Genomic DNA, 14892 nt, shown 5'->3' with positions numbered 1-14892 from the left:
ATCTAAATTTTGCACTTTTCGAAGTTAGAGGCTAGCCTTTATTTAGTGCAAAAAACAAGCAGGGTGTCTTATGGCAATTGCAAGAAAGCGTCAAGTAAGTTTGGTTGATACAAAATACTACCATTGTATTTCACGGTGTGTTCGTCGTGCATTTTTATGTGGGGAAGACCGTTTTACTGGTCAATCTTACGAGCATCGACGAGGGTGGGTTGAAGATAAGCTGCTTGAATTAGCGAAGGTATTTTGTATTGATGTATGTGCTTATGCCGTAATGAGTAATCACACCCATTTAGTACTGTATGTAGATGATAAGAAAGCAAACAGGCTGAATGATAAAGCGATTGTTATTCGCTGGCATAAACTCTGTAAAGGCACATCGTTAACGCAAAAATATGTACAAGGTGAAAAGCTAAGTAAAGTTGAACTCATCTTTTTCAATCAAACGGTTAAACAATACCGCGAACGCTTAGCAAGTATCAGCTGGTTTATGCGGCTATTAAATGAAGATATTGCGCGCAGGGCAAATAAAGAAGATAACTGCACAGGACGATTTTATTCGCTGCCATCCATGGCGCTCACCCTTCGGGCCGCCTAAGGCGTTCAAAGTTGTTCCATACAACTTTGTGGGAGGGTAGATTCAAATCGCAAGCATTACTAGATGAAGCAGCACTTGCAGCCTGTATGGCCTATGTCGATTTAAATCCCATTAGAGCTAAAATGGCTAACACACCAGAAGAATCAGACCATACCAGTGTACAAAATCGCTTAACATGCGCGGCAGAAGGTAAACAACCAAAACAGTTACTACGTTTTGCAGGCATGCCACGTCAGATTATGCCTAAAGGGCTGCCGTTTGAGCTTAAATCGTACCTTGAACTTGTTGAGTTAACAGGGCGAATAATACGAGAGGATAAACGCGGGCACATTGATAATATGAACCTTCCTTTGCTAGAAAGACTTAATATATCCCCCGAAAACTGGTTAAAACTCACCACACAATTTACGCGCGTATTTCATGGTGCAGTAGGTAGGCCCACTTCACAAGCAAGTTACTGTGAAAATCTAAACCGGAAACGGCGCTCAAATATCAGTAATTGCGAAAAGCTACTCGCATAAAATTTAAGCTACTCAGTAAAACCATTCAGTAAAAAGTTAAAACTGCATTATGCAGTTATTTTCATGCGTGTAATTTAGTAGGTTTGTGCAAAAAGCAAGCAGGATGTCTTATTGCAATCGCAAGAAAGCGTCAAGTAAGTTTGGTTGATACAAAATACTATCACTGTATTTCACGCTGTGTTCGTCGCGCATTTTTATGTGGAGAAGACCGTTTTACTGGTCAATCTTACGAGCATCGACGAGGGTGGGTTGAAGATAAGCTGCTTAAAATTAACAAGACACCCTAAAATTAACAAGACACCCAATCTAAATTTTTTATTCAAAAATTAATGCTTAAGTTTTTTTATGCGTTAACGACTAGTTATGCATTTAGTAAGTATTACAAACAACAAAATGGTATTCATAATTTATGAATACCATTTTAATGTTCAGTAAAAGCTTATTTAAACTACTTACCTCAACTGCTTATAATAGAAATTTAAAGTCTACGCGTAATACTCTCGTCTGAGTTTATTACTTGTAAAGCTGCACTTGTGGCAAAACCACCCGCATCATCAAAGGTGACATTAATCCAGTTACTGCCTTGTAAAATGTCATGAGGTACAGGGATTTCAATCACGCCAAAGAAGCTTGCACGACCGTTACGGGTTTTACCGTTCTTTTGGTCATATCCTCTAAAGTCTTTTGGTACTGTTACCGTAACACCATTCACTTTTACAACTGGAACAAGAGACTTACCATGAGCACGGCCCATACCTAAGCGTAATACAGCTTCACCTTGGGCTCCCACTTCAACATTTTTAATATTAAATAATAGACTACTATTCGCCTTAATCGGCTTTTTATAAGTTGTTGCGTAATACTTTGTTTCTTGATTTACTTTATCAATGTTTATCTTGTTTTGATAAGTAATGGTCATAATCTTAGTACTTTCTTTCGGTAAAAATACGGTACCTGGCACACTCGTTAGGTTTTTAGTTTCCAATAACGCATGGTTATTATTATCGTAAGATAACGTTTTTATTTGAACTGATTTAACCGAGTTACCCGTAATACCCAATGCTTTCAATGAAACATCAGTATCTTCAAACTCTAAACTCGTCATGATGATGTGTGCTTTATTATTTTGCACATACGCATCAACCATTATATCTAAATCTGATGCCCAACTATCAACATGCGTACCTCGAACATTCGACCATAATTGATAAAACTTCACTAAATCAGTGTATACCCATTGTGTACCTGTTTGACCTGCTTTCTCAAAATTTTGACGCATTAAACGGTTTTCATATGGGTAACCGGTATCACCATGTCTACCCCATTCAGCTTTCACTGGAATAAATGGGATAGCTTTAGCAATAACATTAGGGCGTTCTAAAAATTGTGTTAATAACGCATTATAACCACGTAATTTTTCAGCATCGCGAACATGCGTCCATGGTTTATTACGTAATGAATGCACCGAAGCACCATATTCAGAGATTAATAATGGTTTAACTCGACCAAACTTAATCGTTGAATATTGCTCTAACATATCAAGGGTTGCTTCAACATTACTACCACGTCTATATTCTTCGCCGCGTGGGTGAGTAGGAAAATCATATAAATGAATTGAAAAAACATCCATATCTTTGCCTCCCGTGTCGATAAATAATTTATCGTTGTCTTCCCAGCGTTGGAAGTTATCCCAATCATAATTAGGGAATGCTGTGGTATATCCAGCAATTTTAACGCCTTTATTTAACTTTTCGTTATTTGTTTTACGAACTTCTTTAGCGACACTGGTGTGGTAACTAAAAATATCAGAAATAGGAGCTTTTGCTCTGCCATCTTTAGGATCGATATTAAGATCGTAAAGAGGTTCGTTAACTACCTCTATAAACGCAGGTTTTGGATGACCTACTGCAGTATTACTTTGCGCAAAGTAATTTTTTAAGAACTGGCCCATATAGTGACCTGTTGCTGTACCAAGTGGCTCTTGCGCTGTATCTGTTTGTGAGAAAGCCCAACCAGTATTGCCAATGTTAGTACCATCAGGATAATACGGGTGAACTTGACCTGCAACAACCATATTTTCTGATCTATTTTTAAAACGTCTACCATTAACGAATCTGGCCTGAGTGCTTTTTTCAAAGGTATTTACTGCTGCTTTCCCTAGAGTTGTTGCGGTTGATTCGTCAATAAAACCTGAACGGATGTTATCTTGTGCTTGACCAAAAAGTTGGTTTTTCATATACCCTGTATCACGACCAAAATATACGTCGTAACCTTTGATGAATTTTCCGATCAAATCATCTAATTCATTATTACCTTTGCTATCATCATTCCAATCATTTTCAGTTGGTGCTGAATGTAACGAAATAAACTTTTCACGATTGAAACTTTGAATATTACCGATACGATGTTTAGTATCTAAATTAACATCAACGTTAACTTTATTTGTAGCCGCTATTACATTACTTGTAAAAGTAGCTGTAAGTATTGGTAGAGCGATAATTAATGCTTTATATAGCATTGAATAATTTTTTTGCTTGTTTATCATATAGTATCTCGGATGTTTAGATGTTGTAATTATTTCCATATAAGAAAATCCTCTATTTCTTTTTTATCCTTTTTATTTCTTCCATTAATTTTTCTATTCCATCTGACATAAATCATTAATTAACAGCGATTTTTTATAATTTCAACTACTCGCTGTTAATTTATATTAATAATTAAAGTCAATATTTTAAATCTGAATAGAACAATAAAACTTCTTTAAAAAATAGCTCTATTCAATAAATACCTAGCCAAGATGCATTGTAAACAATTAACTATCAACTAAAGGTGCGGTTTACTCAGTATGCGTCACGACAAGAAAGTATCAGCAATTGCGAAAAGCTACTCGCATAAAATTTAAGCTACTCAGTAAAACTATTCAGTAATAAATCACAACTGCATTATGCAGTTATTTTCATGCGTGTAATTTAGGTTTAATAGGGCTAATTACTTATTTAACGGATGAAATAAAGTGACCCAGCAATAAAAGATAAATTTTGAACTTGAAGAGCAAATTTAGTGTCACAGTTTTGTTTGTTCAATAAATGTGGCTGTCTAGTTTGGTCTGTTCCATAAAGATTGGCCTATTGAGAATACGCAAAACTAGCAAGAGACTTTAGATTGGGCAATTTTATAAGTTGTCCATGTTCTACAGGCTATTAAAAAGGCTGCTTAAATTAAGCAGCCTTTTACATTTAATGTTTTTGAGATTAACCTCAGAGGAAATAAAGAATTAATCTACTGAACGATTAATTTTTAAGGCAAGGAGTCTTCAATTGACAATAAAAATAAAATTCATCCAAAGTATTCCTAATGAAATGGTAGATCCAATTACAGGTTTTAAAGCGAGTAATGAGACAGAGTTGAGCTCGTTATTGGCCTATCATCATGCAAATAGCTCTATTGACTGGGGTAGTGTTAACCTTTATTCAATTCCATATTTATCTGACAAACTTTGTTCTTCAGAATATATTAATTGCTCAACCCCATTTTATTGTGAATATCCTCTTTTTTCAGATGCAGAAACTGTAGATATATGGGGGCAGATGCCTGCAGATTTACTTTCGTTTTCTAAAAGCGAAAATACAATCGTGTTAATCGAAAATAAAATTGGAAGTAAATTTACAAGCGCTGGTACCCAGCTTATAAGGCAAGCAAAGTTCCTTAAGAAAAGTGGTTTTAAAAACAAAATATTGATAGTTCTTACTTCAGAGTTATTTTTGTCTAAAGGCTGGTATTTAAGTGAAATGCAGAATGTAATCGACAACGTTGAAGGTGTTAAAGTTTTTGCTATGAAATGGGAAGATATCTTCAATGCTATTGAATCTAAAGGTATTAATTAGGAAAATAAGAATCTAAAGGGGTCAAATGTTGACTTCATACATCAGAACATAAATTGGTTAAAAGGTTTTGATATAAGCTATTTTTATCCTCTAAAAGCGCAGCGCCTCATATCCTCTTTGTGAATTAATCTTAGTTTACGAAAGAGGGCATTAACTTGAGGTACGCTAGGCGAATGCTTTAAACGTAAAACATCGGCGAATTAGATCTCTAATATACGCCGATGTTTATAACTTATTTAAATAAGCACATTACTTGAAAGGTATTAAGCCTTAGTCTTGTTTGCGGTAAAGGCTTATTAAGCATATCGCTAAAAGTAACGTTGCAATCATACCCGAAGCGCCAGCAACAGCTGATGGAAGAAATCCATCACGGCCAAAGGTAATTAAAATACCATTGGCAAGCATTGCAACTCCGCCTGCTAAGGCTGTAAGCCCGCCAATGGCTTTACCACCTTTAGCTAAGTAAGACAGGCCAAAAACAAGTGCTGCTAATCCTAATAATACTTTAGCTGCGTAGTAAATCATGAATGACAACGAAACCACGCCACTAATTAAAGGTTGTGCGCCTTCTACGGTACCCGCTACTTTTCCAAATGTTGAAAACAAAGTAAGGCCAATGCTTACCTGCACTATGTTAAGAATCGCGCTAAATGTTATAGCCGACCATCCTAGCTGAGCGTTTTTTGCTTGCACCATAGCAGAACCCGCAAAGGCAACAAGTAGAGTGAAAACCACGGCTTCTAGTCCCCATGCATACTGCCTTGAAAAACTAATTTCTGCACTGTAAAGGGCAGTAAAAACAGCCTGTGTTATCGCTAACACCAACAATAAAGATGCCGTAATTAGCATGGTGCGTTTATTCGTAAATTCCATTATGTACCTCTTATAATTTTATGCTTTTAAAAGCTGTAATAGCTCTCATACTTGGGTAGAAGACAGGTAAAGCTATTTAATTATTTCACTCAAACCTACAAAAGTAATAATTAATAACAAATAGGCTCAAGCTACGGATTTTAATTAAAACTTAAATCGGCAAAGTCGTTGTGATTCAAGCCATTTATGCCTCTAAAAACGCTGGGTCTCACACCCTCTTAGTGAATCAACTTTTAGATTACTAAGAGGGCATTTTACACGTATTCTAGCAATGGACATAAGTGACTTTGTAAAAGCCACTTATTGTAGTCGGGCAATGCTGTAAAATAGCTTAAAACCTACTTTGTTAAGATAGAAATATAAAGTGAGACCAATCACTTAACGCTGTGATAGTTTGTTCTGTAGGGGGCGCAACATAGATTAAACCTGCAATGGCAATAATTGAAGCTAGCGTAATTAACTTATTATCAAAGTCAGCTATTTTTAAAGCGGTGCCAAAAGAGCGTTTAATTCTGACATTACTTAAATCTACACTGTAAATTTCATCCAGCAATAAATGAATTAATCCGCCTAATAAAATAAACCCACCCGTTAACCAGGCAAAAACAGCAGCTTGTGTGGTTGATTGGTCATTCAGTTTCCATGTTACTTGAGTCGTTAATAGCGCGCATAACAGTATAAATAGTAAAGAGTGGCAACTACCTCTATGTACTGTGATCCATTCAAAAATGGGTCTAATAATATATTTCATAAATCCGTAAACCAATAATGGCACTACGATTAACTCGATAAAGCTAATTTCAATAATGAGCTCGGTGGTTATGTAATGCAGTACCAGTAATACAGCGCTCAGTGCAAATAAGTTAAAAATAGTATCGAGTGATGTTGAGTTATCTGAATCTATGTCGGGTAATAAGCCGCCAATTGAGCCTAAAAACCATAGCCAGAGTGCGCCGTTTAAATCAATATGGCCTGCAGATAATAAAGTGGCTGAACTTAAGCCGGTGATGATTACGGCAGTATTAAGATGAGTATTGAAGTTTGCCATTGTATCTCTTGATAGAAAAATAGGTTGGCATTCTATCAATTGAAAACTTAATTGTTCAATTTACTTTAAAGGTTTGGATGTAAATCTATGTTTTAGGGGTCTGGTTTATCACTTTTTACTAGTGTGGTTTTTTGTGGTCAATGAGGTAAGTTGTAATTGTTATTATAAAAATCAATAATAAGCGTAGTTATTTTAGCTTAGCATACTAAATGAAAGGTCACTTCTTATGAATCAAAATAGATATAAAGCATCGTTTCCTGCGCCTGACATTGGTAGTAACTATTTTGTCTCATCAACTTGGAGCAGTTATGGTTTCTGGGCTTTATTAGCACTGACTCCGCTCGCTCATTACATGATGTACTATACCGAAGATGGTTTAGCGTATGGGGAAGATTTAAACACTTTAGTGTATGTAATACTTGGTGCTATTACCTTGTTTGTTTTAAATATTGCAGCCCAATCTATATGTTGTTTAGGCAGGCTTTTGGCAGTGGTTTGCTTTAGCATTAGTCTGTTTTTTATATTATTGCTTATTTACCTCAGCGTATATTCACACTTCCCAATTGCTTATTTAGGTGTTATTTCGTATTTTGGGTTAGCGGCTTATTTTTATAATAAAGATTATTTGAAAGCCATAAATACGTTATAGCATTTACTATGTAGTTACTCATTCACGCCATCTAATTTTTTATATCGTCATAAAAGGCGACTTTTCCTCGGCCTGTTTCTTTTACGTGATAAAGGGTTTTATCACCGTTATGCATTAATTCGAGTAGCTCTTCACCATCATTAGGGCCGACTGCAATACCAATGCTTGCACCCACGGTGCATGTTTTATTTTGTGAAATATAAATGTCTTGTTGTAGCTCATTTAGCAAAGCGATTGATTGCTCACGCGTGGCTACTTTGTTGTAGGTATTTACCTGTTGCGCAATTATAAATTCGTCACCGCCTAGGCGGATACAAATGTCGTTTTTTTCGTGGAAAAGTGTTTTAAATCTGTGCGCTGTTTCAATAAGCACTTTGTCACCGGCTTCGTGGCCGTAGGTGTCGTTAATGGGTTTAAACTTATCTAAATCAATCATCATTAGTACTAGGTGCTGATTGTGTTTAATACACTCGCGCAGCGCTTTTTTAAGTCGTTTTTCGCCGGCTCGACGATTAAGTAAATCGGTAAGTGGGTCGTGATCGGCTTCAAAGCGGGTTTGAAATTCGCGTTCGGCGCGCTCAGTTACATCATGTAAAATTACTTCAACTAAGTGTTCTTGTTGAACGCTTCGCTTTGTTTCACGTTGCTCTGTTAATCTAACAAATAAACAGTGCAGCCAAATGGTTTTATGGCCCACTTTACACTCTATATCTAGGGTTGCTTGTGGTGGGTTTTTATCACAACGTATATCCGCAAGTAGGTTTTGTAATTCATCAACGTTATTTAACAGAGCAGGAAAGTGCAAGGTTGATAACTCTTCTTCGCCGGGTACGGTAAAGTAATGTTTAAACGCGGGATTAAAGGTGGTGATAATATTTTTGTCATCTAATAAACAAATACCGGCGCTGGCTTGTTCAAAAATAAGTCTAAATTTAGCTTCTAGTTCTTGAGTTTTTTTACGAAGGGATTGCTCATTACTAATGGTTAGCTTTAACTCATGCATTAAGGCATTTATACCTTGCGTCAGTCTGCTTATTTCGTCTCGCTTACCTTGCTTAAACTCTAGCATTGTCATGGTTTCGGGATTGGTAGGATCAATTGTCGCAAAGCTGTCTGTTAGGTTTTGAATAGGCTGAGTGAGCCATTTGCGTACAACCAGTGACACAAAAAAAGCGATGACGATTGATTGAATCAGCATTAAAATAAATTCTTTTATAAGTGATGACTGTGCTTGTTGTTCAATAAAGTTATCGTCGGGGTATATGGCCAGTACACCTATAAAAGTGTCTTCTATAAAGGGGTGAACTAATTTAATTAAAACAGCTTCTTTTTTCTTGTTAGTAGAGCCACTTGCAATAAATAAATCCATTTCTCCTTTTGGGTTTACCTCTCCTTCTAAGCTTGCGCCTTGCACTAAGTCGTTACTTAGCAAGCCATTAATAATTTCTTGGCTTAATTCACGATCGTTTAGGTAGGCTGCTATAGCGGCTGTTTTTCCCATTGTTTGTGCTAACTGCTGCACGAGTAGGTAATTGGTGTTTTTCTTTTCTTTAAGACCCGAGTAATAAGAAAGTGTTGACGACACTAACGTTACTACAATGGCGACAATAGCGATTGATAGAGCAACGCGTACGTAGAGTGCTTGGCTAATTTTTATCAAATGTGTATACCACTTTTACTGCGTCTGTAACCTGCGATTGAGGAATATAACCAATTGCAAATTGTGATGCAGCTATTTTGTTTAACGCGTCTTCAACGGATGTTGACGGTGATGGGGGCTTTGCGCGCCCTGAAAATAATAACCTTGCCCAATAAGCATTAATTTTTTGCTCATTTTTGTTGACCAGTTGCAGGTAAAAATCATTTTTTAATGCAGATTGCGCCGGTAAATCAAGTGGCTTAGAGGTTTCACCATCAGGAAACGTTAAATAGCGACCCATATAAATATCGATGACTTCGCGTTTGGATAAAGCGTTAATTGTATTGTTTTTATTTACCACCACTACAAACTCTGTAGATTTGGCATTAACACTAACAAGAAGCAGGCAAAGCGGCAGCAACACATAAAGGAGTGAGTTACGATAGCTCATCATTGTTAAAACACCATACTAGCGTTCAAACTTAGCATATGTACTTTGTGGCCTTTGTCTACATCTGCAGGATTACTAAGACTCCATAAACCCGCACCTTCGGGCTTTATATCAAAGCGGTCTAGTTGAGCTTTTAGCGCTAATCGCTCCGATAGTTGCCATTTTACACCTATGTTAATTGAATGCTGATGAACATAAGGCACCTTAATAGCAGCTTGTGTTGCAAATGCTAGCTGTTGTATTGGCTCTGAAATTTGATCGGGTATGCCTGGTGAAAAAACAGGTTCGTTTACTTGTATAACATCGTGACGATTTTTGGCTGCAGAAAAGCTCGTGTAAAATATTGCATTATTTACCCTATAACCAGCGCTAATATAAGTATTGAGTACTGATGGAGCTATTATCCAATCGGATTCCGAAATACCTACTTCAGATTGAATAAGCCAATTATTATGATCGTAGGTTAGTCCAAATGCCGCGTATTCTATACTGTGGCCTTTGGTATTAAATTTGTTAGATATCGTTTGTGCTTGTGGCCATATACTTTGTGGTACTGCGTCTAGTAAGGCTAAAAACTCATCTAATGATGTTAACTTATAGCCACCAAAATCAGATTTAGATAAAGAGAAACGTGCGGTCCATGCGTCAAGTGAATAGGTTACACTAAAGGTGGTTAAATTATCAAAATCAATAAAAAAGTCGTCATTATCGGCTTTTAACTTTGCTGTAGAGCTTCCATATGCGAGCTTTAAACGTAAAAAACCTTCATCAATGGCTTTACTGTATTCAATATCCACACCGTCGTAATTTCCTGCAATGTTTGCAAAAGAGTAGTATTCATGAGGAGGGCGGATCCACAAATAGGCGTATCCTACATAAGGATATTCAGAGAGTAAGTAAAGATCGCTGTTTAGCCTGCCAGCACGAATAGCCCAATGGCGCGAGGGGCGATAACGAATAAAAGCGAGTTCTAAAAAGTTATCAAGACTTTTGAAGCTATGATCTTGTACTACTACTTGAACCACAGAGTCCCAGTTTTTTGAGAGCGAGATATTAGCTTGCCCACCTAAAATTGAATCACGCGTTACTGAAAAACCGGTATCGTTTTCGTTTAAATAATTTGATGCAAAGCCAATATCTGAATCGTCAGTGTAACTGAGTGTTAAAGATGCAAAACCACTAAATTGCACGTCTACTTCATTTGCATCGCTTTTATTAGCAGCAGAAATTACCAATATGGCTATGGCAATTGTACCTCGGAACAACATGTTAGCGCTTATTTTTATGATATGGATAATAAAAAGATAGCACATTTTTTAAAATTACCAACTTACTCGACATAAGGTTTTACCAAAGGCGTTAGCATGGCAAAGCTAAAAAAATTACACTCTTTATGCTTGGTTTATAATTTACGTTAAATTGTAAATAAGCACACATAACACCATCCTAAATTCCATATAAAAGGGGTAATTAAAGTTGCTTTAATTTTTACCTCCTAAAGTAATAATTTATTAACTAAGTAACCTATTAACTAAGTAACCTATTAACTAAGTAACCGTAATTATCTTATTTGTTAATTATTGTGATGTTATATTGTTGTAATTGGCATTTGATATAGTATAACATACACGCCATCTAATTTTCCTAAATAGAGTTTGAGTGTGACAACACCTACCGCGATTAATAAAACACCAACAATTGCCCCTAAAACTTTTGATAAACAACTTAGCAATGCAGACGCCGTCCTAAGTGATGCGATGATTGAAGTGAGTTCTTTAAATTTTAGTATTAAAAATAACGCTATTTTAAAAAACTTAAGCTTTAGTGTGGCTGCAGGTGAGGTTTATGCGCTACTTGGTGGTAATGGTGCGGGTAAATCAACCACGTTAAAAACGCTACTTGGGTTTAATAAACCAACCGAAGGCTCTGTAAAAGTAGCGGGTAAAGAGGTGAGTAAAGCGCTTGATTTTGTGCGAGGTAAAACAGCGTATTTGCCAGAGTCGGCTACGTTATATCCGCATTTAACTGCTCGTGAAAATGTTGAATATTTTTTATCACTCGCTGATATTAAAAAATCAGATGAGCAAATTAACGCGGCTTTTAATCGAGTTGCATTGCAACACGATGCATGGGATCGCCACATGCAAACTTATTCAAAAGGCATGAGGCAAAAAACAGCAATTGCACTTGCGATACTGCGTGAAGCACCCATTTTTTTACTTGATGAGCCAACCTCTGGCCTTGATCCTGTTGCTATTGATGAATTTAATCAACTTGTACGTGAGCTTGCATTAACTGGTGCGACTATTTTAATGGTTACCCACGATGTATACGGTGCCTGCCAAGTCGCTAATCGAATTGGTTTACTTAAAAACGGTGAGCTGGTGGGAGAGTTTGATGCGCCCCAAAGTGGGCGTATTGATACCGAGCAAGTACACGCTGCGTTTGGGCATCACGCTAAAAGAGGTGCTTAATGAGTATAAATAACTTTTCAAAGGTGGTGATTGTTGCCAAAGATGAGTGGCGTTATTGGCTTCGCTCAAAATTAGCAATGACCGTGCTTGCTATAGGTTTGGTGCTCACGCTTGCTTCGGTAATTGTAACGGCTATTACCATGATGGAGCTAAGCCATGCTCGTCATGAGTTACAAACAACAAGCGATAAGAGCTTTGTTGATCAACCCGACCGCCATCCACACAGAATGGTGCATTACGGGCATTATGCATTTAGAACGCCTTCGCCACTTAGTACGCTAGACCCTGGTATTGACGCTTACACAGGCAACTCTATATTTTTAGAAGGGCACAGACAAAACAGCGCAATGTTTGCAGATAGTCGCCAAGGGACTGCATTAACTAAATTAGGCAGTTTAACGCCTGCATTTATTGGGCAAACACTCGCACCGTTATTATTAATATTAATTGGCTACAGCGGTATTAGCCGAGAGCGCGAATCGCAAACGCTTTCTTATTTGTTATCGCAAGGTACATCGGGTGTAACGCTAATTGCAGGTAAAGGATTGGCGCTACTTTCTGTTGTAGGCTTAATTTTAACTCCGCTTACGGTATCGGCTTTATTTACGGTTGCTGCGGGCGAAAGCTTACTGGCAGTTGTAAGTTTTGTTGTTGGCTACGCTTTATATTTAACTGTGTGGGTATTACTGATTTTACTGGCATCGAGCGTGTTTAGTAAAAACAGTGGCAGCTTTACCGCACTTGCCTTTGTGTGGATTTTACTGTGTATTGTTATGCCACGCGTAGCAAGTACCAGTGCTTCAACGGCTGTGCCATCTGCCGGTAAAATAGAAACAGACTTTGCTGTAAAAGCACAACTTAGAAAATTAGGCGACGGCCATAACGCAAACGACCCTGCCTTTATGCAATTTAAACAATCACTTCTTAAAAAGTACAACGTTAAAAGTATAGATGAGCTACCCGTTAATTTTAGAGGATTAGTAGCCAGCGAATCTGAAGCAAAATTGACTAACGTACTAAACAAATTTGCCGAGCAACGTATGCAAGCTGAGCTTAAACAAACGAAGGTATCTCGTTATTTTGGTTGGGTTTCACCTATGGTGGCTATTCGGTCGTTATCGATGATAGTGGTAGGAACGAGTATTGAAACTCATCACCGCTTTTTGCGTGAAACCGAACAGTTGCGTTTTGACTTTGTGCAAGGGCTTAACAAAGTTCATGTAGAAAAGCTTAGCTACCAAGACGATATGAACCGCAATGCCAGTACCGAAGCGACTAAGCAGGCTCGTGTAAGTGCACAAAATTGGCAAGTACTGCAAAACTTTACTTTTAATGTAGATAACGCACAAGTGAGAGCGCAGCGAAGTATCCCTGCATTTTTACAGTTATTTATTTGGATTGCAGTGCTGTTAGGCGGTATTAAATTTGTAGGGAAGCGTTTGTTATGAGTTATGTATTTTCACAGCTAATTCGTGAATGGCGTTTTTTACTTCGTCAAAAATATTTAGTGATATTACTAGCATGTACATTTGCTATATCGGGGTTTGCAGTTTTCAGCGGCCTTAGTGAAGTAAGCCAGCAACAACATACTATTGAGCGTTTAAAAACGGCTGATTTAACTGAATTAGCTAACGTACAAAATAAATACAGTGATGCTGGTTCGCTTGCCTATTACAGCTTTCATTTAACGTATTCAGCACCTTCAAATTTAGCGTTTGCTGCTTTAGGCGAGCGCGATATTTATCCGTGGAAACACCGCTTAAATTTACTTGCCCTAGAGGGGCAAATTTACGAGAGCGATTCACAAAACGCAGAGCTAGCGGAGGCAGGTAAAATTGATTTTGTATTTGTAATTAGTGCATTAGCACCGCTGATAGTTATTTTACTATTTCATGATTTATTTGCTAATGAGCGAACAAGCGCTAGGCATGACTTATTAGTGACTACGGCTAAGTCGTACTTTGCATTATGGGGGGCGCGTATAGCTGTAAGGTTAATAGCAGTAATAGTGTGTTTAATGTTGCCATTTTATGTAGGTACATTGCTTAGTCATTCGGCCCTTGCTGATGTGGGGTTTGTTACTTTTATATGTGTAATTTACATTGCGTTTTGGACTTTGCTCAGTGTGTGGTGGGGCAAAAATGCCAACAGTGCGCCGCGTGTTGCTTCAACATTAATCGGTTTTTGGGTGTTAGTTGCCTTTATTATTCCTATTTTAGGCGATTTAGTTATAAACAAAACGGTTCACTCACCAAAGGGCGGCGACATTGTGCTTACTCAGCGTGAGGCGGTTAACGATGCATGGGACTTACCAAAGAAAACCACAATGGATGCTTTTGTAGCGTCAAATCCACAGTGGAAAGATCATGTTGATATGCAAAGCGAGTTTGAGTGGAAATGGTATTACGCATTTCAGCAAGTTGGAGACGAAAAAGCAGGGGAACTTTCGCATGCTTATCGTGATGCAGCGCACACAAAGTATCAACTAGCAGGGATTGTATCGTGGTTTTCACCACCACTATTGCTACAACGCAGTTTTACCCGATTGGCGAGCACTGATGCTTTAGCTGCATTTAGATATGAATACCGTATGCGAGGATTTCATAAAAGTTTAAGGGAGTTTTACTACCCTTGGCTGTTTATAAAAGGCAACCCACCTAAAGCTGCGCTTAAGAGTATACCTAGCTTTAAAAAAACAATGCTTAATGAAACGGATGAGCCTGACGTTACAGGCGTTAAGCTAAAAGAAAATTTATGA

11 protein-coding genes and 2 pseudogenes are annotated in these 14892 nt (G+C 37.6%); 7 read left to right on the top strand and 6 right to left on the bottom strand.

The features are described from left to right. Positions 1-70 precede the first annotated feature (70 nt). Together GQR52_RS12400 and GQR52_RS12395 are read left to right on the top strand one after the other, a co-directional pair. Positions 71-1116, top strand: a pseudogene (locus GQR52_RS12400) (transposase). Between the two features lie 110 nt (positions 1117-1226). Beyond that, positions 1227-1388: pseudogene (locus tag GQR52_RS12395) on the top strand (transposase); the annotation flags it as partial. A gap of 206 nt (positions 1389-1594) precedes the next feature. On the opposite strand, the gene GQR52_RS12390 reads toward GQR52_RS12395, so the two are convergent. Next, positions 1595-3661: an agarase gene (locus GQR52_RS12390; protein ID WP_165728660.1), complete on the bottom strand. Its 2067-nt coding sequence runs from the start codon at positions 3659-3661 to the stop codon at positions 1595-1597. 772 nt (positions 3662-4433) lie between these two features. Here GQR52_RS12390 and GQR52_RS12385 point away from each other — a divergent pair. Then, the gene (locus GQR52_RS12385; protein ID WP_165728659.1) at positions 4434-5000 is read left to right on the top strand and encodes a PD-(D/E)XK nuclease family protein; all 567 of its coding nucleotides are present in this window, start codon (positions 4434-4436) and stop codon (positions 4998-5000) included. 270 nt (positions 5001-5270) lie between these two features. On the opposite strand, the gene GQR52_RS12380 is transcribed toward GQR52_RS12385, so the two are convergent. Both GQR52_RS12380 and GQR52_RS12375 read right to left on the bottom strand, forming a co-directional pair. After that, complete coding sequence (locus GQR52_RS12380; protein WP_165728658.1) at positions 5271-5873, bottom strand: thiamine biosynthesis protein ThiC; 603 nt, start codon at positions 5871-5873, stop codon at positions 5271-5273. 346 nt (positions 5874-6219) lie between these two features. Then, positions 6220-6921 (bottom strand): metal-dependent hydrolase, encoded by a 702-nt coding sequence (locus tag GQR52_RS12375; RefSeq protein ID WP_165728657.1) that lies wholly within the window; start codon positions 6919-6921, stop codon positions 6220-6222. Between the two features lie 226 nt (positions 6922-7147). Between GQR52_RS12375 and GQR52_RS12370 the strand changes: the two genes are divergently transcribed. Continuing rightward, entirely contained in the window at positions 7148-7570 is a 423-nt protein-coding gene (locus GQR52_RS12370) for a hypothetical protein (RefSeq protein WP_165728656.1), read from the top strand. A 31-nt stretch (positions 7571-7601) separates the two neighbouring features. Here GQR52_RS12370 and GQR52_RS12365 read toward each other — a convergent pair whose 3' ends face one another. From GQR52_RS12365 to GQR52_RS12355, 3 genes are read right to left on the bottom strand one after another with little or no spacing between them, the layout of a single operon-like run. Beyond that, entirely contained in the window at positions 7602-9230 is a 1629-nt protein-coding gene (locus tag GQR52_RS12365) for a sensor domain-containing diguanylate cyclase (RefSeq protein WP_165728655.1), read from the bottom strand. Continuing rightward, complete coding sequence (locus tag GQR52_RS12360) at positions 9217-9663, bottom strand: hypothetical protein (protein WP_165728654.1); 447 nt, start codon at positions 9661-9663, stop codon at positions 9217-9219. The genes GQR52_RS12365 and GQR52_RS12360 overlap by 14 nt, the downstream gene beginning before the upstream one ends. 2 nt (positions 9664-9665) lie before the next feature. Further along, positions 9666-10928 carry a hypothetical protein gene (locus GQR52_RS12355; protein ID WP_165728653.1) on the bottom strand — a complete coding sequence of 421 codons (1263 nt, stop codon included), beginning with the start codon at positions 10926-10928 and terminating at the stop codon, positions 9666-9668. Positions 10929-11321: 393 nt separating this feature from the next. Between GQR52_RS12355 and GQR52_RS12350 the strand changes: the two genes are divergently transcribed. Genes GQR52_RS12350 through GQR52_RS12340 form a run of 3 tightly spaced genes read left to right on the top strand, consistent with a single transcriptional unit; the run spans position 11322 to position 14892 of the window. Next, positions 11322-12134 carry an ATP-binding cassette domain-containing protein gene (locus GQR52_RS12350; protein WP_197119837.1) on the top strand — a complete coding sequence of 271 codons (813 nt, stop codon included), beginning with the start codon at positions 11322-11324 and terminating at the stop codon, positions 12132-12134. After that, complete coding sequence (locus GQR52_RS12345) at positions 12134-13582, top strand: DUF3526 domain-containing protein (RefSeq protein ID WP_165728652.1); 1449 nt, start codon at positions 12134-12136, stop codon at positions 13580-13582. Before GQR52_RS12350 ends, GQR52_RS12345 begins: the two co-directional genes overlap by 1 nt. Next, positions 13579-14892, top strand: coding sequence for a DUF3526 domain-containing protein (locus tag GQR52_RS12340; protein WP_165728651.1), 1314 nt, complete (start codon positions 13579-13581; stop codon positions 14890-14892). Before GQR52_RS12345 ends, GQR52_RS12340 begins: the two co-directional genes overlap by 4 nt.

The organism is Pseudoalteromonas sp. 31A1 (genome assembly GCF_011378815.1).
Taxonomy (GTDB): domain Bacteria; phylum Pseudomonadota; class Gammaproteobacteria; order Enterobacterales; family Alteromonadaceae; genus Pseudoalteromonas; species Pseudoalteromonas arctica.
This window is presented reverse-complemented; position numbering and strand designations above follow the sequence as displayed.